Annotated in this window: 25 protein-coding genes; 18 read left to right on the top strand and 7 right to left on the bottom strand. The window is 69.9% G+C overall.

The window, feature by feature from the left end; all coding sequences use genetic code 11:
- Nucleotides 1-82 precede the first annotated feature (82 nt).
- From ACFOES_RS12670 to ACFOES_RS12655, 4 genes are all read left to right on the top strand, one after another.
- The gene (locus tag ACFOES_RS12670) at nucleotides 83-541 is read left to right on the top strand and encodes an NUDIX hydrolase (protein WP_377833659.1); all 459 of its coding nucleotides are present in this window, start codon (nucleotides 83-85) and stop codon (nucleotides 539-541) included.
- A gap of 54 nt (nucleotides 542-595) precedes the next feature.
- On the top strand, nucleotides 596-1,057 hold the full coding sequence (locus ACFOES_RS12665) for a DUF1178 family protein (RefSeq protein WP_377833658.1): 462 nt from the start codon (nucleotides 596-598) through the stop codon (nucleotides 1,055-1,057).
- Nucleotides 1,058-1,135: 78 nt separating this feature from the next.
- Complete coding sequence (locus ACFOES_RS12660) at nucleotides 1,136-1,804, top strand: SDR family NAD(P)-dependent oxidoreductase (protein ID WP_377833657.1); 669 nt, start codon at nucleotides 1,136-1,138, stop codon at nucleotides 1,802-1,804.
- Nucleotides 1,794-2,306 carry a GNAT family N-acetyltransferase gene (locus ACFOES_RS12655; RefSeq protein ID WP_377833656.1) on the top strand — a complete coding sequence of 171 codons (513 nt, stop codon included), beginning with the start codon at nucleotides 1,794-1,796 and terminating at the stop codon, nucleotides 2,304-2,306. Before ACFOES_RS12660 ends, ACFOES_RS12655 begins: the two co-directional genes overlap by 11 nt.
- Nucleotides 2,307-2,672: 366 nt before the next feature.
- Here the strand turns inward: ACFOES_RS12655 and ccrA are convergent, their stop codons facing one another.
- Together ccrA and ACFOES_RS12645 are read right to left on the bottom strand one after the other, a co-directional pair.
- The gene (gene ccrA / locus ACFOES_RS12650) at nucleotides 2,673-3,965 is read right to left on the bottom strand and encodes a crotonyl-CoA carboxylase/reductase (RefSeq protein ID WP_377833655.1); all 1,293 of its coding nucleotides are present in this window, start codon (nucleotides 3,963-3,965) and stop codon (nucleotides 2,673-2,675) included.
- 112 nt (nucleotides 3,966-4,077) lie between these two features.
- On the bottom strand, nucleotides 4,078-5,493 hold the full coding sequence (locus tag ACFOES_RS12645) for a 1-acyl-sn-glycerol-3-phosphate acyltransferase (RefSeq protein WP_377833654.1): 1,416 nt from the start codon (nucleotides 5,491-5,493) through the stop codon (nucleotides 4,078-4,080).
- 133 nt (nucleotides 5,494-5,626) lie between these two features.
- Between ACFOES_RS12645 and ACFOES_RS12640 the strand changes: the two genes are divergently transcribed.
- From ACFOES_RS12640 to deoD, 3 genes are all read left to right on the top strand, one after another.
- Nucleotides 5,627-7,594: a methylmalonyl-CoA mutase family protein gene (locus tag ACFOES_RS12640; RefSeq protein ID WP_377833653.1), complete on the top strand. Its 1,968-nt coding sequence runs from the start codon at nucleotides 5,627-5,629 to the stop codon at nucleotides 7,592-7,594.
- Nucleotides 7,595-7,678: 84 nt separating this feature from the next.
- Nucleotides 7,679-7,954: an acylphosphatase gene (locus ACFOES_RS12635; protein WP_377833652.1), complete on the top strand. Its 276-nt coding sequence runs from the start codon at nucleotides 7,679-7,681 to the stop codon at nucleotides 7,952-7,954.
- 88 nt (nucleotides 7,955-8,042) lie between these two features.
- Nucleotides 8,043-8,747, top strand: coding sequence for a purine-nucleoside phosphorylase (deoD, locus tag ACFOES_RS12630; RefSeq protein ID WP_377833651.1), 705 nt, complete (start codon nucleotides 8,043-8,045; stop codon nucleotides 8,745-8,747).
- Nucleotides 8,748-8,890: 143 nt separating this feature from the next.
- On the opposite strand, the gene ACFOES_RS12625 is transcribed toward deoD, so the two are convergent.
- Nucleotides 8,891-9,763: a LysR family transcriptional regulator gene (locus ACFOES_RS12625; protein ID WP_377833650.1), complete on the bottom strand. Its 873-nt coding sequence runs from the start codon at nucleotides 9,761-9,763 to the stop codon at nucleotides 8,891-8,893.
- Nucleotides 9,764-9,857: 94 nt separating this feature from the next.
- Between ACFOES_RS12625 and ACFOES_RS12620 the strand changes: the two genes are divergently transcribed.
- Nucleotides 9,858-11,183 carry a serine hydroxymethyltransferase gene (locus tag ACFOES_RS12620; RefSeq protein WP_377833649.1) on the top strand — a complete coding sequence of 442 codons (1,326 nt, stop codon included), beginning with the start codon at nucleotides 9,858-9,860 and terminating at the stop codon, nucleotides 11,181-11,183.
- Between the two features lie 54 nt (nucleotides 11,184-11,237).
- Nucleotides 11,238-12,221, top strand: coding sequence for an aldo/keto reductase (locus ACFOES_RS12615; RefSeq protein WP_377833648.1), 984 nt, complete (start codon nucleotides 11,238-11,240; stop codon nucleotides 12,219-12,221).
- 175 nt (nucleotides 12,222-12,396) lie between these two features.
- Here the strand turns inward: ACFOES_RS12615 and ACFOES_RS12610 are convergent, their stop codons facing one another.
- The 3 genes from ACFOES_RS12610 to ACFOES_RS12600 form a co-directional block, all read right to left on the bottom strand.
- Entirely contained in the window at nucleotides 12,397-13,260 is an 864-nt protein-coding gene (locus ACFOES_RS12610; protein WP_377833647.1) for an urea carboxylase-associated family protein, read from the bottom strand.
- Nucleotides 13,261-13,342: 82 nt separating this feature from the next.
- On the bottom strand, nucleotides 13,343-13,561 hold the full coding sequence (locus ACFOES_RS12605; RefSeq protein WP_377833646.1) for a hypothetical protein: 219 nt from the start codon (nucleotides 13,559-13,561) through the stop codon (nucleotides 13,343-13,345).
- Between the two features lies 1 nt (nucleotide 13,562).
- Nucleotides 13,563-14,045, bottom strand: coding sequence for a phosphatase domain-containing putative toxin (locus ACFOES_RS12600; RefSeq protein ID WP_377833645.1), 483 nt, complete (start codon nucleotides 14,043-14,045; stop codon nucleotides 13,563-13,565).
- Nucleotides 14,046-14,129: 84 nt separating this feature from the next.
- On the opposite strand from ACFOES_RS12600, the gene ACFOES_RS12595 reads away from it, so the two are divergent.
- From ACFOES_RS12595 to recR, 3 genes are read left to right on the top strand one after another with little or no spacing between them, the layout of a single operon-like run.
- Nucleotides 14,130-15,971 carry a DNA polymerase III subunit gamma/tau gene (locus ACFOES_RS12595; RefSeq protein ID WP_377833644.1) on the top strand — a complete coding sequence of 614 codons (1,842 nt, stop codon included), beginning with the start codon at nucleotides 14,130-14,132 and terminating at the stop codon, nucleotides 15,969-15,971.
- Nucleotides 15,972-15,983: 12 nt separating this feature from the next.
- Nucleotides 15,984-16,328, top strand: coding sequence for a YbaB/EbfC family nucleoid-associated protein (locus ACFOES_RS12590; protein ID WP_377833643.1), 345 nt, complete (start codon nucleotides 15,984-15,986; stop codon nucleotides 16,326-16,328).
- 22 nt (nucleotides 16,329-16,350) lie between these two features.
- Nucleotides 16,351-16,950, top strand: a complete 600-nt coding sequence (gene recR, locus ACFOES_RS12585) for a recombination mediator RecR (protein WP_377833642.1) — start codon at nucleotides 16,351-16,353, stop codon at nucleotides 16,948-16,950.
- 63 nt (nucleotides 16,951-17,013) lie between these two features.
- Here recR and rimJ read toward each other — a convergent pair whose 3' ends face one another.
- Entirely contained in the window at nucleotides 17,014-17,559 is a 546-nt protein-coding gene (gene rimJ, locus ACFOES_RS12580; RefSeq protein ID WP_377833641.1) for a ribosomal protein S5-alanine N-acetyltransferase, read from the bottom strand.
- A 158-nt stretch (nucleotides 17,560-17,717) separates the two neighbouring features.
- Here rimJ and ACFOES_RS12575 point away from each other — a divergent pair, with 158 nt between their 5' ends.
- The 6 genes from ACFOES_RS12575 to ACFOES_RS12550 are packed head-to-tail and all read left to right on the top strand — an operon-like array spanning nucleotide 17,718 to nucleotide 23,796.
- Nucleotides 17,718-18,665 carry an ABC transporter permease gene (locus ACFOES_RS12575; protein ID WP_377833640.1) on the top strand — a complete coding sequence of 316 codons (948 nt, stop codon included), beginning with the start codon at nucleotides 17,718-17,720 and terminating at the stop codon, nucleotides 18,663-18,665.
- Nucleotides 18,666-18,675: 10 nt separating this feature from the next.
- Nucleotides 18,676-19,506, top strand: coding sequence for an ABC transporter permease (locus ACFOES_RS12570; RefSeq protein WP_377833639.1), 831 nt, complete (start codon nucleotides 18,676-18,678; stop codon nucleotides 19,504-19,506).
- Nucleotides 19,503-21,092 (top strand): ABC transporter ATP-binding protein, encoded by a 1,590-nt coding sequence (locus tag ACFOES_RS12565; RefSeq protein WP_377833638.1) that lies wholly within the window; start codon nucleotides 19,503-19,505, stop codon nucleotides 21,090-21,092. Before ACFOES_RS12570 ends, ACFOES_RS12565 begins: the two co-directional genes overlap by 4 nt.
- Nucleotides 21,092-22,540, top strand: a complete 1,449-nt coding sequence (locus tag ACFOES_RS12560; RefSeq protein WP_377833637.1) for an aldehyde dehydrogenase family protein — start codon at nucleotides 21,092-21,094, stop codon at nucleotides 22,538-22,540. Before ACFOES_RS12565 ends, ACFOES_RS12560 begins: the two co-directional genes overlap by 1 nt.
- On the top strand, nucleotides 22,533-23,048 hold the full coding sequence (locus ACFOES_RS12555) for a hypothetical protein (RefSeq protein WP_377833636.1): 516 nt from the start codon (nucleotides 22,533-22,535) through the stop codon (nucleotides 23,046-23,048). The genes ACFOES_RS12560 and ACFOES_RS12555 overlap by 8 nt, the downstream gene beginning before the upstream one ends.
- A gap of 10 nt (nucleotides 23,049-23,058) precedes the next feature.
- A complete protein-coding gene (locus tag ACFOES_RS12550; protein ID WP_377833635.1) occupies nucleotides 23,059-23,796 on the top strand; it encodes an SDR family oxidoreductase in 738 nt (245 codons plus the stop codon).
- Nucleotides 23,797-23,890: the final 94 nt, after the last annotated feature.

Here is a 23,890-nt window from a genome sequence, read left to right as displayed (position 1 = left end):
GGCAGGCAGCAAACAGCGAAAAACAGGCCGCCGGGAACGCATGTCGATTGATGTAAAAACGAACATCCGCGAAAGCGGCCGGGTGACGACCATTGCGCCCGAGACGTGCCGGCAGCATGCCGCGCTGTGCTGGCGCCATATCGGCGAACGGGTCGAGGTGCTGCTGATCACCAGCCGCGACACCGGGCGCTGGGTCATTCCCAAGGGCTGGCCGATCAAGGGGCTCAGCCCCAGCGAGACCGCGCTGCAGGAGGCCTATGAGGAAGCCGGCGTCGAAGGCACGGCGAGCGACGAGCATGTCGGGCAATTCCCCTATATCAAGGTGCTCGACGACGCGACCGGCGTGCCCTGCCTGGTCTCGGTCTACCCGGTGCGGGTGGCCAAGCTGCGCGACAAGTTCCCCGAGCGCAGCGAGCGGCGGCGCAAGTGGTTCCGGCCCAAGAAGGCGGCGCAGAAGGTCGATGAGCCCGAGTTGCGGGACCTGCTGCGCGACTTCACCCCGCCGCGCGGCATGGACAACGGCGACAAGAAGGCCGGTTGATTTCCGCGCCGGGTTCAATAAATCTTGCGTGTTCTTTGCGGTTTGGACGGTCCGATGATCCGCTATGCGCTGAAATGCACCAACGACCACGAGTTCGAAAGCTGGTTCGCCTCTGCGGACGCTTTCGACAAGCTCGCGGGTGCACGCATGGTCGCCTGCCCGGCCTGCGGCTCGACCGAGGTGTCGAAATCGCTGATGGCGCCTTCGGTGCGTTCCGGCCGCAAGGCGACGGCGCCCGAGCCGGTGCCGGAGGCCAAGCCGGCCCCGGCGCAAGGCGCGCTGACCAAGCCGGCCAACCCGATGGAACAGGCGCTGGCGGCGCTGCGCAAGCAGGTGGAAAGCCAGTCGGAATATGTCGGCAGGAATTTCGTCAAGGAGGCGCGCGCCATCCATGACGGCGGCGCCCCGGAACGGGCGATCCACGGCGAGGCGAAGCTCGAGGAGGCCCGTGCCCTGATCGAGGACGGCATCCCGGTCGCGCGCCTGCCCTTCCTGCCGAACCGCAAGACCAACTGAGGCGGCACGCCCCTTCGGCCTTGCACCTCGCGCCCGGCTGCGCTTTCCCTGTGGACGACAGCCAGCGCGGAGGACCCCATGACCACCCTGATCACCGGAGCGAACCGCGGCGTCGGCCGCGCCCTGCTCGAAACCTATGCCGCTGCCGGCGCGACCCTGATCGCCACCGCCCGCAGCGCGCCGCCGGCCGACCTGGCCGACAGCGCCCGCTGGCTGAGGGCCGAGATGACGGACCCGGCCAGCATCGCCGCCCTCGGCCCGGCACTCGACGGCGCGCCGCTCGAGTTGCTGGTCTGCAATGCCGGCATCTACCGCGACAAGGGCCAGCCGCTCGACACCGGCTACCCGGCCGAGATGTGGGCCGAGGAATTCGCCGTCAACGTCACCTCGGTCTTCCTGACCATACAGGCCCTGCTGCCCAACCTGCGTGCGGCCCGCGCGGCGAAGATCGCCATCATCTCCTCGCAGATGGCCTCGGACACGCGCGCCCCGGGCGGCAGCTACATCTACCGCGCCTCGAAGGCGGCGGCGCTGAACCTGGGCCGCAACCTCGCTTCCGACCTGAAGCCCGAGGGTATCTCGGTCGGCATCTACCATCCCGGCTGGGTCCGGACCGACATGGGCGGAACGGCGGCCGAGATCACCCCGAAAGAGGCGGCCGAGGGCCTTGCCGCCCGCTTCGCCGCCCTGTCGCCCGAAACCACCGGCTGTTTCGAGACCTGGGACGGCCGGCCCCATGCCTATTGACCTCACCCGGCTGGCAACCGCGCGGCTGGCCCTGCGCCCGGTCGCAGCGGCGGACATCGGTTTCGTCGCCGAGCTCTTCGCCCGGCCCGAACTGACCGCCCATCGCCCCGACCCGCGCCCCGACAGCCACGCCGCGGTGGTGGCGCGGCTGGAGGCCGACGGCGTTCATTGGGCGCGGCACGGCTTCGGGCGCTGGCTATTGACGGCCGAGGACCACCCGGTCGGCCTGGGCGGGCTGACGGTGAAGGACGGTTTCGACGGGCTCAACCTGTCCTACCACCTGCATCCCGACCACTGGGGCAAGGGCTACGCCACCGAATTCGCCCGCGCCGCGCTCGAGGTCGCCTTCGGCCCGCTGCGGGCCCCGCGCGTCGTCGGCCTCGTCCGTCCCGCCAACCCGGCCTCGCGCGCGGTGCTGGAACGGCTGGGCTTCCGCTACGAGCGCAGCCTGCCCCTGCAGGGCGCGCCGACGGATCTGTTCGCGCTGGACGCACCGGGCTGAGGGCGGAGAGGGACAGCGGTGGATTCCCGCTCCCGCCTCGCTTCCCCGCCACCACAAGCGCAACAGAGGGGCAGCGCCCGTCCGCGGGTGGGCGCTCCTCCAGTTGCGGTCTTCACTTTATCGCGCCGCCACATCGATGTTCCGAGCGGGTGACAAATGGCGAAGGAGCGCCCGCCCGAGGGGGCGGACGGGCGCTTGCCCGGCGGCGCAGGGCGCCTTGATACCGGGCCATTGTCACGCTTGTGGGAAGCTTCCGAGTAAGTGCATCAGCGCGAACTGCCAATCCACGGCCCCCAAGAAACAAGACGCCCGCGCCAGACCCCTGGCACGGGCGTCCGACGTGGAGCCGGGGGAGCCTGGCGGGCCTCAGTGCTCCCGGCTGGCCTCCAGCGTGTCCTCGAAGGTGCGCAGCCCGGTGCGCGGCGCCTGGACCAGCACCGCCATGTTGCCCGGCTTGTGCTCGTTGCGCAGCATCTTGGTGTGGGCCTTCGGGATCTCGTCCCAGGGGAAGACCTCGGACATGCCCGGGTCGATCCGGCGCTCGATCATCAGCTTGTTGGCGGCCGAGGCCTGCTTGAGATGGGCGAAGTGGCTGCCCTGCAGGCGCTTCTGGTGCATCCACATGTAGCGCACGTCGAAGGTGCAGTTGAAGCCGCTGGTGCCGGCGCAGATCACCACCATGCCGCCCTTCTTGCAGACCAGCGCCGAGACCGGGAAGGTCGCCTCGCCCGGGTGCTCGAAGACGATGTCGACACTGACGCCCTTGCCGGTGATGTCCCAGATCGCCTTGCCGAACCTGCGGGCCTCCTTCAGCCACGCGTTGTATTCAGGGGTGTTGACCGTGGGCAGCTGGCCCCAGCAGTTGAAGTCCTTGCGGTTGATCACGCCCTTGGCGCCCATCGACATCACGAACTCGCGCTTGTCCTCGTCCGAGATGACGCCGATCGCGGTCGCCCCGGCGGCGTTGATCAACTGGATCGCGAAGGAGCCGAGGCCGCCCGAGGCGCCCCAGACCAGCACGTTCTGGCCCGGCTTGAGCTCATGCGGGTGGTGGCCGAACAGCATCCGGTAGGCGGTGGCCAGCGTCAGCGTGTAGCAGGCCGACTCCTCCCAGGTCAGGTGCCTGGGCCGCGGCATCAGCTGCTGGGCCTGGACCCGGGTGAACTGGGCGAAGCTTCCGTCATTGGTCTCGTAGCCCCAGATCCGCTGCGTCGGCGAGAACATCGGATCGCCGCCGTTGCATTCCTCGTCGTCGCCGTCGTCCTGGTTGCAGTGGATCACGACCTCGTCGCCGACCTTCCAGCGCTTGACCTTGTCGCCCACCTTCCAGACGATTCCGGCGGCGTCGGAGCCGGCGATGTGATAGGGCTGCTTGTGGCCGTCGAAGGGCGAGACCGGCACGCCGAGCCCGGCCCAGATGCCGTTGTAGTTGACGCCCGCGGCCATCACCAGCACCAGCACCTCGTGGCTATCGATCTCCCAGGTCGGCACGACCTCCTGCTGGAAGCTCTGTTCCGGCTCGCCATGACGCTCGCGCCGGATCGCCCAAGCGTACATGTTCTTGGGCACATATCCCAGCGGCGGCATCTCCCCGATTTCGTAGAGATCCTTTTCGGGAGCCTCGTAGGGCGCGATCTCGGCGGTCGTGTCCAGGGCCATCTCTGCCTCCTAAAGCCGGTTTTGCCGCATCGCAGAATCAATGCGGCCTTTCAGGCTGACTTAAAGATGGTCGCGCAACAATGCAATATCCTGCACGCGCAAATTTGTAATTTTATGACTCTTCGGATTTCACTTCTTGCGCCTCGATCCCGGCACTTGCCGCCCCTGCTTCCAGCAATTGCCGCACCGGCGCGGCATAGAACCTCAGCAAATCAAGCTCTTTCCCGACCGGGACGATGCGATCGCCCTCGATCCGCACCAGCTTGCGGCGCGCGAGCCGGGACAGGCCGGCCTCGACTGCTGCCGCCACGTCACCTTTTGGCAGCCGCAGCACGACCCCGGCGTCGCGCAGCCGCGCCGCCAGCGCCTCGCCCGCGACGATCAACGCGTCGCGACGGCAGGACGTCTCGCCCAGCGCGGCGGCGGCCAGCGGCACCGGCAGCACCGGGACGACCCGCGTCACCTCGGCCATCAGGTGATCGGCCAGCGCCTCGGTCGAGGGGTCTTCGGCCGTCGCGAGGAACCGCGCCAACGAGACCGGCGTGCCGAAACTGACCGCGGCATAGCCGAAGCGCCGCTCCTGCCGGGTCAGCCGGCGCCAGATGTTGCGCAGGATGAACAGGAAGATCGCCATCGGCCGGCCGCGGAAGCGCCGCTCGCCGGTCACTGCCGCCTCGGTCAGCACCCGGTCCTCGACCACGCGGTCATAGCCCAGCGCCACCGGCATGAAGACGACGTCGCGCCCCGCGCCCGGGGTGAAGCCGCCGACCATGTAGTGCAGCAGCCCCATCCGCGCCGGCCCGACCCGGCCGTCGAGGCTGAGGCCGCCCTCGGGAAAGATCGCCTGGGTCACGCCCTCGGCCGTCGCCATCTGGACATAGCGCGCCAGCACCTTGCGATAGAGCGCGTTGCGGCCCTTACGATGGATGAAATAGGCGCCCATCGCCCGGATCAGGCGGCTGAGCGGCCAGACCCGTGCCCATTCCCCGACCGCATAGCTCAGCGCCGAGCGGTCCGCCGCCAGCCATGTCACCAGCACGTAATCCATGTTCGAACGGTGGTTCATGACGAAAACCACCGTCGCCTCGGGGTCGATCTCGGAAATCGCCGAGGCGTCGAGCTGCCCGATCCGCACCCGGTAGAGCGCCCGGGACAGCCAGCGCGCCAGCCTCGTGGCGATGCCGAAATAGACCAGGGTCGAGAAGGCGGGAACGATCTCGCGCGCATAGCCGCGCGCCTCCTCGGCCGCCACCGGCTCGGGCACGCCGGTCTCGTGGGCATGTTCGGCGATCGCCTCGGTGACGGCGGGATCGTAGAGCAGGCGGACGATCATGTCCTGGCGCCGCATCAGCTTGAACGGCTGGATCGGCCGTTGCAGCCTTTCGTTGAGCCGGGCGACCGCCCGCTCCATCCGCCGCCGCAGCACCCAGCGCATCGACGGCGCCAGCACCCGGTCGAGCGCCCCAAGCACCGCCAGAACCAGGGCCAGTACGACCAGCCAGATCGGAAGCTCAACCGTCCCCGTCATCGCGCGACACTTGCAGGAAAGCGCGCCGGGGTAAATCCGGTCATGCCGCAACGCAGCGAATTGACGGGTCAGATTGTTTTCCGTATGACCGGGTGAACGAAAGATAATTGCCGCACTGATTCCGGAGGCTCCGATGGCTGAGGCCGCCAAAGACAAACCCTGGCTGTTCCGCACCTATGCCGGTCATTCGACCGCCGCCGCCTCGAACGCGCTCTACCGTACCAACCTCGCCAAGGGGCAGACCGGCCTGTCGGTCGCCTTCGACCTGCCGACCCAGACCGGCTATGACAGCGACCACGTGCTGGCGCGCGGCGAGGTCGGCAAGGTCGGCGTGCCGGTCGGACACCTGGGCGACATGCGGGCGCTGTTCGAGGGCATTCCGCTCGAACAGATGAACACCTCGATGACGATCAACGCCACCGCGCCCTGGCTGCTGGCGCTCTACATCGCGGCGGCCGAGGAGCAGGGGGCGGATGTCTCGAAGCTGCAGGGCACGGTGCAGAACGACATCATCAAGGAATACCTCAGCCGCGGCACCTATATCTGCCCGCCCAAGCCCAGCCTGCGGATGATCACCGACGTCGCCGCCTATACCCGGCAGCACCTGCCGAAGTGGAACCCGATGAACGTCTGTTCCTACCACCTGCAGGAGGCCGGCGCGACGCCGGAGCAGGAACTGGCCTATGCGCTGGCCACCGCCATCGCGGTGCTGGACGACCTCGAGGGCAAGGTCTCGGCCGAGGATTTCCCCGGCATGGTTGGCCGAATCTCGTTCTTCGTGAATGCCGGCATCCGCTTCGTCACCGAGATGTGCAAGATGCGCGCCTTCGTCGACCTGTGGGACGAGATCTGCCGCGAGCGTTACGGCGTCGAGGATCCCAAGATGCGCCGCTTCCGCTACGGCGTGCAGGTCAACTCGCTCGGCCTGACCGAGCAGCAGCCCGAGAACAACGTCTACCGCATCCTGCTGGAAATGCTGGCGGTGACGCTGTCGAAGAAGGCCCGCGCCCGCGCCGTGCAGCTGCCGGCCTGGAACGAGGCGCTGGGGCTGCCACGGCCCTGGGATCAGCAATGGTCGCTGCGGATGCAGCAGATCCTGGCCTATGAGACCGACCTGCTCGAATACGACGACCTGTTCGACGAGAACCCGGCGGTGGAGCGCAAGGTCGCGGCGCTGAAGGAAGGCGCCCGGGCGGAACTGGCCCAGATCGACGCCATGGGCGGCGCGGTGGCGGCGATCGAGCACATGAAGGGCCGGCTGGTCGAGGCCAATGCCGAGCGCCTCGCCCGGATCGAGGCCGGCGAAACCGTCGTCGTCGGCGTCAACCGCTGGACCGAGGCGGCGGAAAGCCCGCTGACCGCTGGCGAGGGCGCGATCATGGTCGTCGACGAGGCTGCCGAGGCCGACCAGATCGCCCGGCTGAACGCCTGGCGCGAAGCCCGCGACGAGGCGGCGGTGAAGGCCGCCCTGACGGCTCTGCGGCAGGCGGCGGCCTCGGGCGAGAACATCATGCCGGCCTCGATCGCCGCCGCCAAGGCCGGCGTCACCACCGGCGAATGGGGGGCCGAGCTCCGCGCCGCCTTCGGCGAATACCGCGCGCCGACCGGCGTCTCGCGCGCGCCCTCGAACCGCACCGAGGGGCTGGAACCGATCCGCGAGGCGGTCGATGCCGTCTCGGCCCGGCTCGGCCGGCGGCTCAAGTTCGTCGTCGGCAAGCCCGGCCTCGACGGCCATTCCAACGGCGCCGAGCAGATCGCCGCCCGCGCCCGCGACTGCGGCATGGACATCTCTTACGAGGGCATCCGCCTGACCCCGGCCGAGATCGTCGCCGAGGCGGTCGAGCAGCAGGCCCATGTCGTCGGCCTGTCGATCCTGTCGGGCAGCCACCTGCCGCTGATCGCCGAGGTGATGGAGCGGATGCAGGCGGCGGGGCTGGCCGATGTGCCGGTGATCGTTGGCGGCATCATCCCCGAGGACGATGCCGAGAAGCTCCGCGCCCTCGGCGTCGCCGCCGTCTACACGCCGAAGGATTTCGAGCTCAACCGGATCATGATGGACATTGTCGGGCTGGTCGACCGCGCCCCGGTCGCCGCCGAGTAGGTCGCCGAGTAGGGCCGCCGCCGGGGAACGGGTCTGCCGAACAGGTGACTTGCCCGGCAGCGCCGCGCCTGCGATCCTGTTCGCATGACCCGCGTCGCCATCACGGCCCGTATCACCGGCCGCGTCCAGGGCGTATCCTTCCGCGCCTGGACCGAGATCGAGGCCAACCGCCTCGGCCTCGACGGCTGGGTGCGCAACCAGCCCGACGGCAGCGTCCTCGCCCTGATCGCCGGCCCGGCAGAGGCGGTGACGCTGATGAAGGAACGGCTGTCCTCGGGCCCGCCCCATGCCCGGGTCGAGACGGTCGAGGCCGAGATCGCCGAGGATCCTGGCCGGACCGGTTTCCGGATCACCTTCTGAGCCGCGCCCCCCCCCACCGAAACCGCTTTCGCCTGCTTGGGCACGAGGCTACCGTGCCGGCCTTACGAGACTCGCGAAAGGCCCGTTCATGACCCCGCATATCAGTGCCCAACCCGGCGACATCGCCGAAACCGTGTTGCTGCCCGGCGACCCGCGCCGCGCCAAGTGGGCGGCCGAGACCTTCCTCGACAGCCCGCGCCTGGTCAACGAAGTGCGCGGCATGTTCGGCTTCACCGGCACCTGGAAGGGCAACGAGGTGACGATCCACGGCACCGGCATGGGCATGCCGTCGCTGTCGATCTACGTCAACGAGCTGATCCGCGAATACGGCGCCAGGACCCTGATCCGCATCGGCTCGGCCGGGGCGATGCAGCCGCAGGTCAAGGTTCGCGACGTGGTGCTGGCGATGACCTCGACGACGCTGTCGACGCCCTCGCGCGGCATCCTGCGCGAGCTGAACTACGCCCCCTGCGCCGATTACGGGCTGCTGGCCGCCGCCCATGCCGCCGCGGCGGCGAAAGGCGTCGGCACCCATGTCGGCGGCATCTATTCCTCGGACGTGTTCTATGACGAGCGCCCCGACCTGAACGAGCAGATGCAGCGCCACGGCATCCTCGCCGTCGAGATGGAGACCGCCGAGCTCTACACCCTCGCCGCCCGCCACGACGCCCGGGCGCTGTCGGTGCTGACGATCTCGGACCACCTGCTGACCGAGGAAGCCCTGCCGCCGGAAGATCGCGAGCGCAGCTTCGGCGACATGGTCGAGATCGCGCTGGAGGCGGCCTTCGCCTGAGGGCGCGAAGGGCTCTAGGCGGGCTGGACCTACTTCACAGCCAACCACCCCTGCGAATCAAGGCTAACGGCCGCCGCGCAAGCGCCAGACCGCCGGGACGGTCCGGCGCCTGCACGGCTTGCACCACGGCTCGGGCCATTGCCTCACCCTTCCCGCAACCACTCCGCCACCCGCGCCGCCGCGCTGCCCGGCCGCAGCCTCCGCGCCGACCACAGCGACAGCACCCGCGGCAGCGTCACCCGGGTTCCGAACGGCGCCACCAGCGTCCCCGCCGCCAGGTGCCGCGCCACCAGCGCACCGTGGCCGATCAGCACCCCGGCGCCGTTCACCGCCTCCTCGACCGCCAGCGCGTAGAGCGAGAAGACCGGCCCGCGCGGCGCGAAACCGCGCCCCGGCATTGCAACCTCGGCCCAGTGCCGCCAATCCTCGGCCCAAGTCGTGTCGCTGATGCAGGGCACGCGCTCCAGATCCTCCGGCCGGCGCAGCCGCTCCGCCAGCGACGGGGCGCAGACCGGGAAGATCACGTCCTCCAGCACCGCCCCCTCGGCCCCGGCCGCGCGGTAGAACAGGCTCAGGTCATAGGGCGCGCGCTTGAGGTTGGGCGGCGCCTCCATCGCGGTGATCGAGACCGAAATACCGGGCGCCGCCGCCCGCAGCCCCGGCAGCCGCGGCGACAGCCAGAGCTGGGCGATGGCCGGCAGGGTCGCGATATGGACGGTGCGCGGCGCCGCCTCGGCCCGCAGCGTCTGGACCGCGCCGCCCAGCTCGTCGAAGGCGCGGGTGAAGCCCGGCAGCACCCGCTCGCCCAGCGCCGTCAGCCGCACCCCGCGGGCATGGCGCGCAAACAGCTTCGCCCCCAGGCTGTCCTCCAGCGCCTTGACATGGGCGGTGATCGCGCCGGGCGTCACCCCCAGCTCCTCGGCCGCGGCGGCAAAGCCCCCCAGCCGCGCCGCCGCCTCGAAGGCGCGCAAGCCGTTGAGCGGCGGGAATTTCGGGCGGGGCGGGGCGACGGACATAGCTAGCCTCAGCTTTTCTAGCCCTCACTTTCTACAAAACTGATTTGCCCGACGCCAGCCTTCTCTGCTGCACTGGCGCCAAAGGAGACCCGCCATGACCCATCTCGCCCGCCGCAACTGGGTGCCCGTGCCCTGCGAAACCCGCGTCCAGCAGATCGCCGACGAGACCGCCGCAACCGACAGCGACGCCCTCGCCGGCCGGATCGACCGGCTGATCGACCGCAACCGGGAAATCCACGAGAAGGACTGCTTCAACCTCAACCCGGCGACCAACGTGATGAACCCGGCGGCCGAAGCGGCGCTGGCCCGCGGCCTCGGCTCGCGCCCGTCGCTGGGCTATCCCGGCGACAAGTACGAGACCGGTCTCGAGGCGATCGAGGAGATCGAGGTGATCGCCGCCGAGCTGGCCGCCGAGGTCTTCAACGCCTCCCATGCCGAGGTCCGCGTCGGCTCGGGCGCGCTGGCCAATCTCTACGGTTTCATGGCCTTGACCAGGCCGGGCGACACGATCATCGCCCCGCCCGCCGCCATCGGCGGTCATGTCACCCACCACGGCCCGGGCTGCGCCGGGCTCTACGGGCTGACCAGCCATCCCGCCCCGGTCGATGCCGACGGCTACACCGTCGATACCGACGCCCTGCGCAGGCTGGCCCATGAGGTGAAGCCGAAGCTGATCACCCTGGGCGGCAGCCTCAACCTTTTCCCCCATCCGGTGGCCGAGGTGCGCGAGATCGCCGACGAGGTCGGCGCCAGGCTGCTGTTCGACGCCGCCCATCAATGCGGCATCATCGCCGGCGGCCACTGGACCAACCCGCTCGACGAGGGCGCGCATCTGATGACGATGTCGACCTACAAGAGCCTCGGCGGCCCGGCCGGCGGCCTCATCGTCACCAACGAGGCCGAGATCGCCGAGCGCCTCGACGCCATCGCCTTCCCCGGCATGACGGCGAATTTCGATGCCGGCCGGGTGGCGGCGCTGGCGATCTCGCTGCTCGACTGGCGCGACTATGGCAGCCCCTATGCCACGGCGATGGCCGAGACGGCCCAGGCCCTCGCCCTCGCCCTCGCCGCCGAGGACCTGCCGGTCTTCGCCGCCGAGCGCGGCTTCACCGCCTCGCATCAATTCGCGCTCGAGGCGGCGGGCTTCGGCGGCGGTCAGGCGGCGTCGAAGAAGCTGCGCCGGGCGGGCTTCCTCGCCTGCGGCATCGGCCTGCCTTTGCCCGAGGTGGCAGGCGACATGAACGGGCTGCGCATCGGCACGCCGGAGCTGGTGCGCTGGGGCGTCACCCCGGGCGACGCGCCCGAGCTGGCGGCGCTGATTGCCGAAGCCTTGCGCAGCAACGCCCCGGAATCCATCGCCCCACGCGTGGCGGCACTGCGCGCGCGCTTCGACAAGCTGCATTTCATCCGCGCGGCTTGACCCCGCCTCCCCGGTGCCGTTCCTTGCCTCCCGAACATGCGGAAAGGACAGGACATGAAGAAACGGCAACTGGGGGCCGGCGGGCCCATGGTCTCGGCCATCGGCCTGGGCTGCATGAGCTTCGCGGGCTTCTTCGGCGCCACCGACGAGGAGACCAGCCTGCGCTGCCTCGACGCCGCCCATGACCACGGCATCGACTTCCTCGACACCTCGAACCTCTACGGCCGCGGCCTGTCCGAGGACATCATCGGCAAGTGGCGCAAGACCCGCGGCAAGGACATGGTGATCGCGACCAAGGTCGGCATCGTGCCGGGCCCGCCGCGCAGCTTCGACAATTCCGAGGCCCATATGCGGGCCGAGCTGGAAACCTCTCTGCGCCGCCTCGGCCGCGACCATGTCGAGCTCTACTACATCCACCGGCGCGAGCAGGAGCGGCCGGTGGAAGAGGTGGTCGGGACGCTGAAGAAATTCATCGACGAGGGCAAGATCGGCGGCTACGGCCTTTCCGAGGTCGCGCCCGGAACCCTGCGCCGCGCCCATGCCGTGCATCCCTGCATGGCGGTGCAGAACGAATATTCGCTCTGGTCGCGCCAGCCCGAGCTCGGCCTGATCGACGCCTGCCGGGAGCTGGGCGTCGCCTTCGTCCCGTTCTCGCCGCTGGCGCGCGGGATGTTCGGCGAGGCCTTCCCCGAACCCGAGAAATTCGCCGACACCGATTTCCGCAAGACCAACCCGCGCTTCATGCAGCCGAATTTCGGCTACAACGCCGCCGCGATCACGAAATTCAAGGACTTCGCCCGGTCGCGCGGCTGGACCGTCTCGGCGGCGGCGCTCGCCTGGGTGCTCGACCGCGGCGACCACCTGATCCCGATCCCCGGCACCCGCAGCGCCGAACACCTCGCCGAATGGGCCGAGGCCGACCGGATCGCGCTCACCGACGAAGACCGGGCCGAGATCGCCCGCCTGCTGCCCGCCGGCTTCGCCCATGGCGACCGTTACAGCGACAGCCAGATCGTCGGCGTCGAACGCTACTGCTGACCTGCGCTTCGCCCGGCGGCAACGCCGGGCGGCGCCCGACCCTCCCCCCGGGAGGGCGCATTCCCAAGCCTGCCGAGAGGCACAGCCACCGGGAATGCCGGGAGCACAGTAGCCAGCTCAGAAGTCGCGAGCACCCACCCAGGGTCGGGCGCCGCCCTCCTCTCCTTGTTCGCCTTTACATCCCGTGGCTGCGGTCATACCCGTTCACCGCCGGCGGCGCCCAACCGTCCAACGCCCCGTCGGCCGGCCGGAAGGTCTCGACCAGCAGCGGGTAACAGGCGGCGGCGTCGCTGGAATGCTCGGACGAGCAATCCCCGCCCGGACAGGCCGACAGCGCCCCCAGCAGGTCGATCTCGGCGAAGAATTCCAGGTAGTCGCCCGGCCGCACCGGCGAGGCCTTCATGAAATACTGCCCCGTGTCGCGGGTGAACCCGGTGCACATGAAGACGTTGAGCACGTCGTGGACATGGGCCTCGGCCTGATCCAGCGGCAGGCCGGTCTCCGCGGCCAGCGCCCGGGTCAGGTTGGAGTGGCAGCAATGGTGATACTGCCCGCCCGACAGCAGGTTGTGGGTATAGGGGTCGCAGCGGGTGCCGATGACGTCATGGACCGCGCCGCCGAAACTGTCGAAGCCGTACCAGTCCAGCGTGTCGCGGGTGATCGTCGCCATCGGCCGCAGGCCGGGGAAGGACGACCACATCCGGTCGCCGGTCGAGAGGTGGGTGCCGTGCAGCGCCCGCGTCTTGCCGGAATAGAACCGCTCGGACAGGTCGGCGGCGTTCCACAGGTTGAGGTCGCCCACCTGCGCTCCCTCGACCGAGCGGATGCGGAAGATGTGCCCCGCCGGCACCTCGAAACAGCGCGCCGCGCGTGGCGGCACCAGCACCTCGCCGGTCTTTTCCATCCCCGCGGCGGCGCGGCGGTAGAGCGCCAGGTCGGGCTGCGGCAGGGTCTCGACCGGGTAGCAGATCACCGGCGCGACGGCGCGGCGGGCCTCGGCATCGGCCGGGGGCGGGGTTTCGGGCCTGGACGGTTTCACTTGCGGCGCTCCTGATCTCGGGTCGCCGCACTGTGGCAGCGGCCCGGTCGGAGGGGAAGGCCCCGGCGCGGCCGGAGCACCGCTAATGCGACGGGGCGGGCGGGCGCAGGCAGTCGCGCGGGTGCTTGCCCTCGGGGCAGCGCATCTCGCCACCGCAGGCCATGCAGCGGAAATAATGCTCGCCCGCGTCGGCCTTGGTCCGATCCTCGCGCCAGCGGCAATGGCGGGTGAGGGTCGAGTTGCGGCGCATCAGGTACATGCCGATGAAGATGGCGAGGATGACGATCGGGAACAGGGCCATGTCAGTCTCCCAGCGCCCAGCGCATCTGCGCCTCGGTCTCGACGGCACAGGCCCGCGCGGCGCGCAGCCGGGCCAGCGCCGCCGCCGGCGCCTCGCCTGTCTCGATCATCAGCCGCAGCACGACCATGCCCGAGCGGCCGCAACCGCCCCGACAATGGACCAGCACGCGGTCGCCGGCGGCGAGCCGGGCCCGCAGGGTGGCCGACAGTTCGGGCCACAGTGCCCGCGCCACCGCCCCCGGCACACCGAAATCCGCGATCGGAAAGCTGTGCCGCAGGATGCCGGCCGCCCCCAGCTCGGTGCCCAGCGACTCGGCGCCGGCGGCCGCCAGTTCCTCTGTCTCCGCCAGCGTCGCCACGGCATCCGGCCGCCAGTCCAGCAGCGCCGTCAGATCGGCCGCATAGTCGCCGCCGCTGCCCGGCATCGCGCACAATGCCAGCCGGCCCGCCAACACGGGCAGTTCCGCGATCTCGAACCCGTTCATCCCGACTCCTGTCTGCGGCGCCGGGTGGACGGCGCCGCGACGGCACCCTACTCTGTCCCTCGCTGCGAATCCACGCGAGAGACGATGACCGACACGCCCGCCCCCGGCACTCCGCCCGGCGCCCCGGAACACCCCGAAGCCGCGCAATCCGGCTACCAGGTTCTGGCCCGCAAGTACCGCCCGCAGACCTTCGCCGACCTGATCGGGCAGGAGGCGATGGTGCGCACGCTGAAGAACGCCTTCGCGGCCGACCGCATCGCCCATGCCTTCATCATGACCGGGGTGCGCGGGGTCGGCAAGACGACCACGGCGCGGATCATCGCCAAGGGCCTGAACTGCACCGGCCCCGACGGCACCGGCGGCCCGACGACCGAGCCCTGCGGCCAGTGCGAGGCCTGTATCGCCATCGCCGAGGGCCGTCATGTCGACGTGCTCGAGATGGACGCGGCCAGCCGCACCGGGGTGAACGATATTCGCGAGATCATCGACTCGGTGCATTACCGGGCGACCTCGGCACGCTACAAGATCTACATCATCGACGAGGTTCACATGCTCTCGACCAGCGCCTTCAACGCGCTGCTCAAGACGCTCGAGGAACCGCCCGCCCACGTGAAATTCATCTTCGCCACGACCGAGATCCGCAAGGTCCCGGTGACGGTGTTGAGCCGCTGCCAGCGTTTCGACCTGCGCCGGATCGAGCCCGAGGTGATGATCGCCCACCTGAAGAAGATCGCCGGGCTGGAAGGGGCCGCGATCGCCGAGGACGCGCTGGCGCTGATCACCCGCGCCGCCGAGGGCTCGGTCCGCGACGCGATGAGCCTGATGGACCAGGCGATCGCCCACGGGGCCGGCGAGACCACGGCCGACATGGTGCGGGCAATGCTGGGCCTGGCCGACCGGGGCCGGGTGCTCGACCTGTTCGACATGATCATGCAGGGCGACGCGGCGGCGGCGCTGTCAGAGCTGTCGGCGCAATATGCCGACGGCGCCGACCCGATGGCGGTGATGCGCGACCTGGCCGAGATCACCCATTGGGTCAGCGTCATCAAGATCACCCCCGAGGCGGCCGAGGATCCGACCGTGGCGCCGGACGAACGCGCCCGCGGCATGGCCATGGCCGAGCGGCTGCCGATGCGGGTGATGACCCGGATGTGGCAGATGCTGCTCAAGGCGCTGGAGGAGGTGGCGCAGGCGCCCAACGCGATGATGGCGGCCGAGATGGCGATCATCCGCCTGACCCATGTCGCCGAACTGCCCAGCCCCGAGGATCTGGTGCGCAAGCTGCAGTCGCAGCCCCGGCCGCCCGCCGGCCCGGGCGGCGGCGCGCCGGCCGGACCTGCCGGAGGCGCCGGTGGCGCTCCCGGTGGCGGTCCCGGCCCGGGCGGCATGGTCCATGCCCCGACGCGTGGCCCGGCGATGGCGCCCAGCCGCGGCCCGACGATGTCGAACGGCGCCTCGGCCGCCGTCGCCCGCGCGCCCGAGGAGGCGCTGGCCCGCTTTCCCAGCTTCGACCACGTCGTCGAGCTGATCCGCTCGATGCGCGACGTCAAGCTGCTGGTCGAGGTCGAGGGCTACCTGCGACTCGCCCGCTACTCCCCCGGCCGGATCGAATTCGAACCCGCGCCGGGCGCGCCGCAGGACCTCGCCGCGCGGCTGGCCGGCCGGCTGCAGGGCTGGACCCACCAGCGTTGGGGCGTCTCGGTGGTCTCGTCCGGCGGCGCCCCGACCATTGCCGAACTCCGCGACGCCAAGCTGACGGCACAGAAAGAGGAGGCGCGGGCCAACCCGACGGTGCAGGCCGTGCTCGCCGCCTTCCCCAAGGCGGAAATCACCGAAATCCGGACCCCGCAAGCCCTTGCCCAGGAGGCCGCCGTCGAGGCGCTGCCCGAGGTCGAGGACGAATGGGATCCCTTCGAAGACAGCTGAGAGGACAGAGAGATGCTCAAGGGACTGGGCGGTCTTGGCGACATGACCAAGATGATGAAGGCGGCGCAGGAGATGCAGTCGAAGATGGAGGAGCTGACCGCGCAGATGGACAGCCTCACCGTCACCGGCGAATCCGGCGCCGGGCTGGTCAAGGCGACGGCGACGGCCAAGGGCGAGCTGACCGGGCTCGAGATCGACCCGTCGATCTTCGTGCCGTCGGAAAAGGAAGTCGCCGAGGATCTGATCCTGGCCGCGATCAAGGACGCCCAGGCCAAGGCGTCGGAACGCTACCAGTCGGAGATGCGCAAGCTGACCGAGAGCCTGGGCCTGCCGCCCGACATGAAGCTGCCGTTCTGACGCCCGCAGCCGAGGACCTCAGATGAGCGACGCCCCGCGCGAGATCGACGCCCTGATCGAGATGATGGCCCGGCTGCCGGGCCTCGGCCCGCGCTCGGCCCGGCGCGCGGTGCTCTACCTGATCCAGAAGCGCAGCGTGCTGATGGCGCCGCTGGCGCAGGCGATGGCCGATGTCGCCCGCACCGTGCGCGAATGCGCCAATTGCGGCAATATCGGCACCTCGGACCTGTGTGCGATCTGCAGCTCCGAGAAACGCGCGACTGGCGAGATCTGCGTCGTCGAGGATGTCGCCGACCTCTGGGCGATGGAGCGGGCGGGCGCCTTCCGCGGCCGCTACCACGTGCTGGGCGGCACGCTGTCGGCGCTGGACGCGGTCGGGCCGGAGGAATTGCGCATTCCCCGGCTGATCGTCCGCATCGCCGAGGAGAACGTCACCGAGGTGATCCTGGCGCTGAATGCCACCGTCGACGGCCAGACCACGGCGCATTACATCGCCGAGGCACTGGAAGGCACCGGGGTGCGGATCACCAGCCTCGCCCAGGGCGTGCCGATCGGCGGCGAGCTGGATTACCTCGACGACGGCACCATCGGCGCGGCGCTGAAGGCGCGCAAGTCGTTCTGAGTCGCCTGGCTGCGCCCCCCGGCCATTCCGGGCCAGAGGCGCGCGGCCCCGGGAGCTGAGCCCCTAGACCTCCATCCCGGGATTGATCCGCGACGTGAGAACATGATCGCGCCAGCACCCGTTGATCCACAGGTAATCCCGCGCGCGCCCTTCGATCTCGAACCCGAGCCTCTCGAGAAGCTGTGCGCTCCGGCTATTCTCCGGCAGGTAGTTCGCCATGACCCGATGCAGCCGGTGCACCAGAAAGACATGCGAAATCGCAGCCGACAGCATCTCGTGCATCAACCCCTGCCCTTGGTGCCTTGCGTCGATCGAATAGCCCAGATGGCAGGCCTGAAAGGCACCGCGCACGACGTTGTTGAAATTGACGATGGCCAGGATGTCGCTCTCCCCCCGCAGCCTTGCGACGAAGCGATAGGCGCGGCCCTCGGCTGCCTCCTCGGCGAATTGCAGGGCCCGCACGCGCCATTCGGAAAGGGCGTGGTAACCATCGGGGCGCCGCGGCTCCCAGGGCCGCAGATGATCCGCATTGCGCAGGTAGTAATCGCGTAGCGCGAGCGCATCGTCCTCGGACACAGAGCAAAGGGTTGTCCGGTCGGTCGTGATCATCTGGCGGCTCCGGCACAGCGTGGGCGGAGTTATCCGGCCATGGCCCGGATCGTCAAGGCCGGCCCCAAACCGGCCCTGCGGCAGCGCCTTTCGCCACGCCCCGCCTCTTTACCGCACCATTTCCGCAGCCTACGCTCCACCTTCGGAAAGGGGTCCAGATGCTGCGCTACCTGATCTCACGGCTGATTTCGCTGGCGCTCAGCCTGGTGGTGGCGAGCCTCGTGATCTTCGCGGTGATCCAGGTGATCCCCGGCGATCCGGCCTCGTTCATGCTGGGGATGAATGCCAGCCCCGATACCGTCGCCGCCCTGCGCGACCAGCTCGGCCTCAACGGCCCGCTGCTGGCGCGCTACCTGCACTGGGCCGGCGGCATGCTGAGCGGCGATTTCGGCATCTCCTACACCTATCGCGTGCCGGTGGCCGAGCTGGTGGCCGAGCGGGCGCAGATCTCGGGGCCGCTGACCCTCTACGCGATGGCGCTGTCGACCCTGATCGCCCTGCCCGCCGGCATGCTGGCCGCCGCCCGCCGCGGCCGGGCCAGCGACGTCGCCGTGATGGGCGTCACCCAGCTCGGCATCGCGGTGCCGAATTTCTGGTTCGCGATGCTGCTGGTGCTGGTCTTCGCGATCAGGCTGCACTGGGTTTCGGCCGGCGGCTTCCCAGGCTGGAGCGCGGGGTTCTGGATCAACGTCAAGGCGCTGACCCTGCCCGCCATCGCCCTCGCCCTGCCGCAGGCCTCGATCCTTGCCCGGGTGATGCGCTCGGCGCTGATCGAGGCGCTGCATCAGGACTACCTGCGCACCGCCCGCGCCAAGGGCTTGAGCGGCGGCCAGGCGGTGCGGCGCCACGCCTTCCGCAACGCCCTGATCCCGGTGCTGACCATCCTCGGGCTGCAATTCTCGTTCCTGCTGGCCGGGGCGATCATCATCGAGAACGTCTTCTTCCTGCCCGGCCTCGGGCGGCTGATCTTCCAGGGCATCACCCAGCGCGACCTGATCGTCGTCGAGTCGGTGGTGATGCTGCTGGTCGCCGCCGTGATCGTGGTGAACTTCCTCACCGACATCGCCTATGCCGTCGTCGACCCGCGGCTGCGGAGACGGGCATGAGGGGGCGGGCATGAGGGGGCCGGCGACGCTCTGGATCGGCGCCGCGCTGACGGCGGCCTTCCTCGCCCTGGCGCTGGTCTCCTTCGTCTGGACGCCGTTCCCGGTCGACGCGATGGACATCGCCGCCAAGCTCAGGCCGCCGAATGCCATCCATTGGCTCGGCACCGACCATTTCGGCCGCGATACCGCCTCGATGCTGATGGTCGGCGGCCGGACCTCGATCGCCGTCGCCCTGCTGGCGGTCGGGATCGGCATCGTCGCCGGCGTTCCGCTGGGCCTGATCGCCGCCGCCAGCCGCGGCAGCCTGCTCGACGAGGCGATCATGCGCGGCAACGACCTCGTCTTCGCCTTTCCCTCGCTGGTCATCGCCATCCTGATCACCGCCATCCTCGGCCCCTCGGCGGTCAACGCCATCCTCGCCATCGGCATCTTCAACATCCCCGTCTTCGCCCGCGTCACCCGCGGCGGGGCGCTCAGCCTGTGGACGCTCGACTATGTCCGCGCGGCGCAGGTGGCGGGCAAGGGCCGGGCGCTGATCTCGCTCGAGCATATCCTGCCCAATATCGCCAACCTGCTGATCGTGCAGGGCACGATCCAGTTCAGCCTCGGCATCCTCGCCGAGGCGGGGCTGTCCTATGTCGGCCTCGGCGCCCAGCCGCCGACGCCGAGCTGGGGGAGGATGCTGGCCGACAGCCAGACGATGATCGCCTTCGCGCCGCATCTCGCCATCTTCCCCGGCCTCGCGATCGTGCTGACGGTGCTGGGGCTGAACCTGATGGGCGACGGGCTGCGCGACCTGCTCGACCCGCGGCTGCGGCGCAGATCGGGGCGGGCCGGATGACACTGCTTTCGGTGCGCGACCTGACGCTGGCGATCCACGGCACGCCGATCCTCGACCGGGTGTCGTTCGACATGGCGGAGGGCGAGGTCTTCGGGCTGGTGGGCGAAAGCGGCTCGGGCAAGTCGATGACGGCGCTGGCGCTGATGCGGCTCTTGCCGCGCGGGGCCAAGGTCGGCGGCCGGGCGCTGTGCGAGGGCACCGACCTGCTGCGGCTGTCCGAGCGCAGGATGTGCGCCCTGCGCGGCAACGAGATCGGGATGATCTTCCAGGAGCCGATGACGGCGCTCAACCCGGTGCAGACGATCGGCGACCAGGTCGCCGAGACGCTGGTGATCCACGGCGCCGCCAGCCGCTCCGAGGCGCTCAAGGTGGCGCGGCAGAGGCTCGACCGGGTCGGGCTGATCGGCGAGCGGTTCCCGCTGTCGCGCTACCCGCACGAACTTTCGGGCGGCCAGCGCCAGCGGGTCTGCATCGCCATGGCGGTGGCGCTGCGGCCGCGGCTGCTGATCGCCGACGAGCCGACGACGGCGCTCGACGTCACCACCCAGACCGGCATCCTCGAGCTGCTGCGCGACCTGGTCGAGACCGAGGGCATGGGCCTGATGCTGATCACCCACGACCTTGCCGTGGTCTCGGGCCTCGCCAACCATGTCGCGGTGATGCAGCAGGGCCGGATCGTCGAGGCCGGGCCGACCGAACGCTTGTTCAGGGAACGGAAACACGACTACACCCGCCGGCTCTTCGCCGCCGCCGCCCATCAGCCGCAGCGCGAGCCGCAAGCCCGCGCCGAACCGCTGCTGGAGGTCGAGAGTGCCACCCGCGACTACCTGCTGCCGCGCCCTACCCCCTTCGCCGCCCACCCGGTGCTGCGCGCCGTCGACGGCGTCAGCTTCACCCTGCACGAGGGCGAAAGCCTCGGCCTGGTGGGCGAATCCGGCTGCGGCAAGTCCACCCTGACCCGCGCCATCCTCGGCCTCGAGCCGCTGCAGGCCGGCGCCATCCGCCTGTTCGGAAAGCCGGTCGGGCCGCAGATGCCCAACGCCCTGCGCGCCGGGCTGCAGGTGGTGTTCCAGGACCCCTATGGCAGCTTCAACCCGCGCCACCGGGTCGGACGGCTGATCTCGGAACCCTTCCACCTGATGCCGGCGCCGCCCGACGACCGGCGCCAGAGGGTGGCCGAGGCGCTGGAGGCGGTCGGCCTGCGCCCCGACGACGCGGGCAAATACATCCACGAGTTCTCGGGCGGCCAGCGCCAGCGCATCGCCATCGCCCGCGCCCTGATCATCCGCCCCGACCTGATCGTGCTGGACGAGGCGGTGTCGGCGCTCGACGTCCGGGTCCGGGCCCAGATCCTCGATCTGCTGGCGGACTTGCAGCAACGCTACGGCCTGGCCTACCTTTTCATCAGCCACGATCTCTCGGTCGTGCGCGCGATCACCGACCGGGTGATGGTGATGAAAGCCGGGAAGATCGTGGAGGAAGGCGCAACCGGGGCCGTCTTCGCCGCCCCGACGCAGCGCTACACGCAAGAGCTGCTGGCGGCGACACCGCGGATACCGGCAGGCTGGATCGAGGGGGACGAGTGATGAAGCTGAACGAATTGTGGTTCGATCCATCGCAACTCTACATCGGGGGGCAGTGGCGCGCGGCCGGGGACCGGCTGCCGCTGGAAGACCCGTCGACCGGGGCGCAGATCGGCGAGATCGCCCGCGGCCAGACGGGGGAGATCGACGCGGCGGTGCAGGCGGCCGAGGAGAGCCGCGCCGGTGACTGGGGTCGGATGACCGCGGCCGAGCGCGGCCGCATCCTGTCCCGCATCGGCCAGCTGGTGCTGGGCCGGGCCGAGGAACTGGCGGCGCTGGAAGCGACCGATGTCGGCAAGCCGCTGAAACAGGCGCGGGCCGATGTCGTGGCGCTGGCGCGCTACATGGAATTCTACGGCGGCGCCGCCGACAAGGTGATGGGCGAGACGATCCCCTACCTTGACGGCTATACCGTCTATACCCTGCGCGAGCCGCATGGCGTCACCGGCCATATCGTGCCGTGGAACTACCCGATGCAGATCATCGGCCGCTCGGTCGGCGCGGCGCTGGCGATGGGCAATGCCGCGGTGCTGAAGCCGGCCGAAGAGGCCTGCCTGACCGCGCTCGCCTTCGCCCGGCTGGCCGAGGAGGCCGGGCTGCCCGCCGGCGCGCTCAACGTCGTGCCGGGGCTGGGCGAGGAGGCCGGCGCCGCGCTCACCGCCCATGCCGGCGTCAACCATATCAGCTTCACCGGCTCGGTCGGGGTCGGCCAGCTGGTGCAGGCGGCGGCCGCGCGCAACGTGGTGCCTGTGACGCTGGAGCTGGGCGGCAAGTCGCCCCAGCTGGTCTTCGCCGATGCCGATCTCGACAAGGCGCTGCCCTTCCTCGTCAATGCCGGCATCCAGAATGCCGGCCAGACCTGCTCGGCCTCGTCGCGCATCCTGGTCGAACGGTCACGCTACGACGAGGTCGTCGAGCGGATGGCCGAACGCTATGCCGCGCTGCGGGTCGGCCCGGCGCGCGCCGATCTCGATCTCGGCCCGCTGATCTCGGCCCGGCAGAAGCAGATCGTCGAGGGCTTCCTGGCGCTTTCCGGCGAGGTGACGGTGGCGGCGCGCGGCCGGATCGTCAGCGATGCCCCACAAGGCGGGCATTACGTCGCCCCCACCCTGCTGGCTGGGGTCGCGCCCGACCACAGGCTGGCACAGGACGAGATCTTCGGCCCGGCCCAGGTGGTCATTCCCTTCGACGACGAGGAACAGGCCGTCGCCATCGCCAACGGCACCGATTACGGGCTGGTCGCGGCGGTCTGGTCGGAGAATGGCGGCCGCCAGATGCGGCTGGCCAGGCGGCTGCGCGCCGGCCAGGTCTTCGTCAACAATTACGGCGCCGGCGGCGGAGTCGAGCTGCCTTTCGGCGGCACCGGCAAGTCGGGCCACGGCCGCGAGAAGGGCTTCGAGGCGCTTTACGGTTTCTCGGTGCTCAAGACGGTGGCGGCCCATCATGGATGACGAGAGCCTGGAGCCGAAGCTGCGGGTGATCGCCCGCAAGGTGCGGCTGTTTCTCGAGCCGCATTGGTGGTGCTGGCGCATGTACGAGGGCCGACCCGAAGACCGCCGCCTGTCCCAGGCCACCTGCGACCGGTCGAGCCTGTTCCTGGTCGCGGTGCTGACCGATCAGGGCCTGCCGGCCCGGCTGGCGATGGGCACGCCGGTCAAGGGGCCCTACGGTTATTGCGCCAACGGCAGCTGGCGCGGCCATGCCTGGGTGGAAAGCGCGGGCCACATCATCGACCTGACCGCCGACCAGTTCGGCGGGCCGGAGATCCGGATCTGCCCGGTGAACGATCCGCGCTATGCCGAGGGCGAGGACATGGCCGAGGCGGAGGTGATCCTGCGGCGCGAGGAAACGGCGCAGCGGCTGCTGGCGCGCTGGCGGGCGGCAGGCGGCATGGCGGCGCCCGAGACCGCCTTCGCGCCGTTGACCGAAGAGGATTTGCGACGGCTTTGCGAGGATTAGGGAGAGTGGCATGAGACTGGCAGGCAAGACGGCACTGGTGACCGGCGCGGGATCGGGCTTCGGCGCCGGCATCGCCCGGCGCTTCGCGGCCGAGGGGGCGCGGGTGATGGTGGCCGACATCAACGCCGAAGCGGCGCAGGTGGTGGCGGCGGAGATCGGCGGCGTGGCGCAGGCGGTCGACGTCTCGGACGATGCCAGCGTGGCGGCCATGGCGAAGGCGGCAATTTCGGAATTCGGCCAGCTCGACATCCTGGTCAACAATGCCGGCGTCACCCACCTGCCGGCGCCGATGGAGGACGTTTCCGAGGCCGATTTCGACCGCGTGCTGGCGGTGAACTGCAAGTCGGTCTACCTGACCGCCCGCCACCTTGTCCCGCACATGAAGGCGGTCGGCGGCGCGATCCTCAACATCGCCTCGACCGCCGGCGTCTCGCCGCGGCCGAGGCTGAACTGGTACAATGCCTCGAAGGGCTGGATGATCACCGCGACCAAGGCGATGGCGGTGGAACTGGCCCCCGACGGCATCCGCGTCAACGCGCTCAACCCGGTCGCCGGGGAGACGCCGCTCCTGAAAAGCTTCATGGGCGAGGACACGCCCGAGATGCGGGCGAAGTTCCTCGCCACGATCCCGCTGGGCCGGTTCTCGACGCCTCGGGACATGGGCAACGCGGCGCTGTTCCTATGCTCGGACGAGGCGTCGATGATTACCGGCGTGGCGATGGAAGTGGATGGCGGGCGCTGCATCTGACGGCGCGCCGGGGGAACTCGTCGCCATTGTCGCTCGAACCGATGGCGCAGCGACTGGCGGCCTGCTGCAGGATATTTGGCTGAAGAGGAAAGGA

This window comes from Acidimangrovimonas pyrenivorans (genome assembly GCF_042643245.1).
Classification (GTDB): domain Bacteria; phylum Pseudomonadota; class Alphaproteobacteria; order Rhodobacterales; family Rhodobacteraceae; genus Acidimangrovimonas; species Acidimangrovimonas pyrenivorans.
This window is presented reverse-complemented; position numbering and strand designations above follow the sequence as displayed.

Bases quoted from the DNA above. Each gene is read 5' to 3' on its own strand.
- ACFOES_RS12665 (WP_377833658.1), top strand. From the start codon at position 596: ATGATCCGCTATGCGCTGAAATGCACCAACGACCACGAGTTCGAAAGC.
- ACFOES_RS12660 (WP_377833657.1), top strand. From the start codon at position 1,136: ATGACCACCCTGATCACCGGAGCGAACCGCGGCGTCGGCCGCGCCCTG.
- ACFOES_RS12655 (WP_377833656.1), top strand. From the start codon at position 1,794: ATGCCTATTGACCTCACCCGGCTGGCAACCGCGCGGCTGGCCCTGCGC.
- ccrA (WP_377833655.1), bottom strand. From the start codon at position 3,965: ATGGCCCTGGACACGACCGCCGAGATCGCGCCCTACGAGGCTCCCGAA.
- ACFOES_RS12645 (WP_377833654.1), bottom strand. From the start codon at position 5,493: ATGACGGGGACGGTTGAGCTTCCGATCTGGCTGGTCGTACTGGCCCTG.
- ACFOES_RS12640 (WP_377833653.1), top strand. From the start codon at position 5,627: ATGGCTGAGGCCGCCAAAGACAAACCCTGGCTGTTCCGCACCTATGCC.
- ACFOES_RS12635 (WP_377833652.1), top strand. From the start codon at position 7,679: ATGACCCGCGTCGCCATCACGGCCCGTATCACCGGCCGCGTCCAGGGC.
- deoD (WP_377833651.1), top strand. From the start codon at position 8,043: ATGACCCCGCATATCAGTGCCCAACCCGGCGACATCGCCGAAACCGTG.
- ACFOES_RS12625 (WP_377833650.1), bottom strand. From the start codon at position 9,763: ATGTCCGTCGCCCCGCCCCGCCCGAAATTCCCGCCGCTCAACGGCTTG.
- ACFOES_RS12620 (WP_377833649.1), top strand. From the start codon at position 9,858: ATGACCCATCTCGCCCGCCGCAACTGGGTGCCCGTGCCCTGCGAAACC.
- ACFOES_RS12615 (WP_377833648.1), top strand. From the start codon at position 11,238: ATGAAGAAACGGCAACTGGGGGCCGGCGGGCCCATGGTCTCGGCCATC.
- ACFOES_RS12605 (WP_377833646.1), bottom strand. From the start codon at position 13,561: ATGGCCCTGTTCCCGATCGTCATCCTCGCCATCTTCATCGGCATGTAC.
- ACFOES_RS12600 (WP_377833645.1), bottom strand. From the start codon at position 14,045: ATGAACGGGTTCGAGATCGCGGAACTGCCCGTGTTGGCGGGCCGGCTG.
- ACFOES_RS12595 (WP_377833644.1), top strand. From the start codon at position 14,130: ATGACCGACACGCCCGCCCCCGGCACTCCGCCCGGCGCCCCGGAACAC.
- ACFOES_RS12590 (WP_377833643.1), top strand. From the start codon at position 15,984: ATGCTCAAGGGACTGGGCGGTCTTGGCGACATGACCAAGATGATGAAG.
- recR (WP_377833642.1), top strand. From the start codon at position 16,351: ATGAGCGACGCCCCGCGCGAGATCGACGCCCTGATCGAGATGATGGCC.
- rimJ (WP_377833641.1), bottom strand. From the start codon at position 17,559: ATGATCACGACCGACCGGACAACCCTTTGCTCTGTGTCCGAGGACGAT.
- ACFOES_RS12575 (WP_377833640.1), top strand. From the start codon at position 17,718: ATGCTGCGCTACCTGATCTCACGGCTGATTTCGCTGGCGCTCAGCCTG.
- ACFOES_RS12570 (WP_377833639.1), top strand. From the start codon at position 18,676: ATGAGGGGGCCGGCGACGCTCTGGATCGGCGCCGCGCTGACGGCGGCC.
- ACFOES_RS12565 (WP_377833638.1), top strand. From the start codon at position 19,503: ATGACACTGCTTTCGGTGCGCGACCTGACGCTGGCGATCCACGGCACG.
- ACFOES_RS12560 (WP_377833637.1), top strand. From the start codon at position 21,092: ATGAAGCTGAACGAATTGTGGTTCGATCCATCGCAACTCTACATCGGG.
- ACFOES_RS12555 (WP_377833636.1), top strand. From the start codon at position 22,533: ATGGATGACGAGAGCCTGGAGCCGAAGCTGCGGGTGATCGCCCGCAAG.
- ACFOES_RS12550 (WP_377833635.1), top strand. From the start codon at position 23,059: ATGAGACTGGCAGGCAAGACGGCACTGGTGACCGGCGCGGGATCGGGC.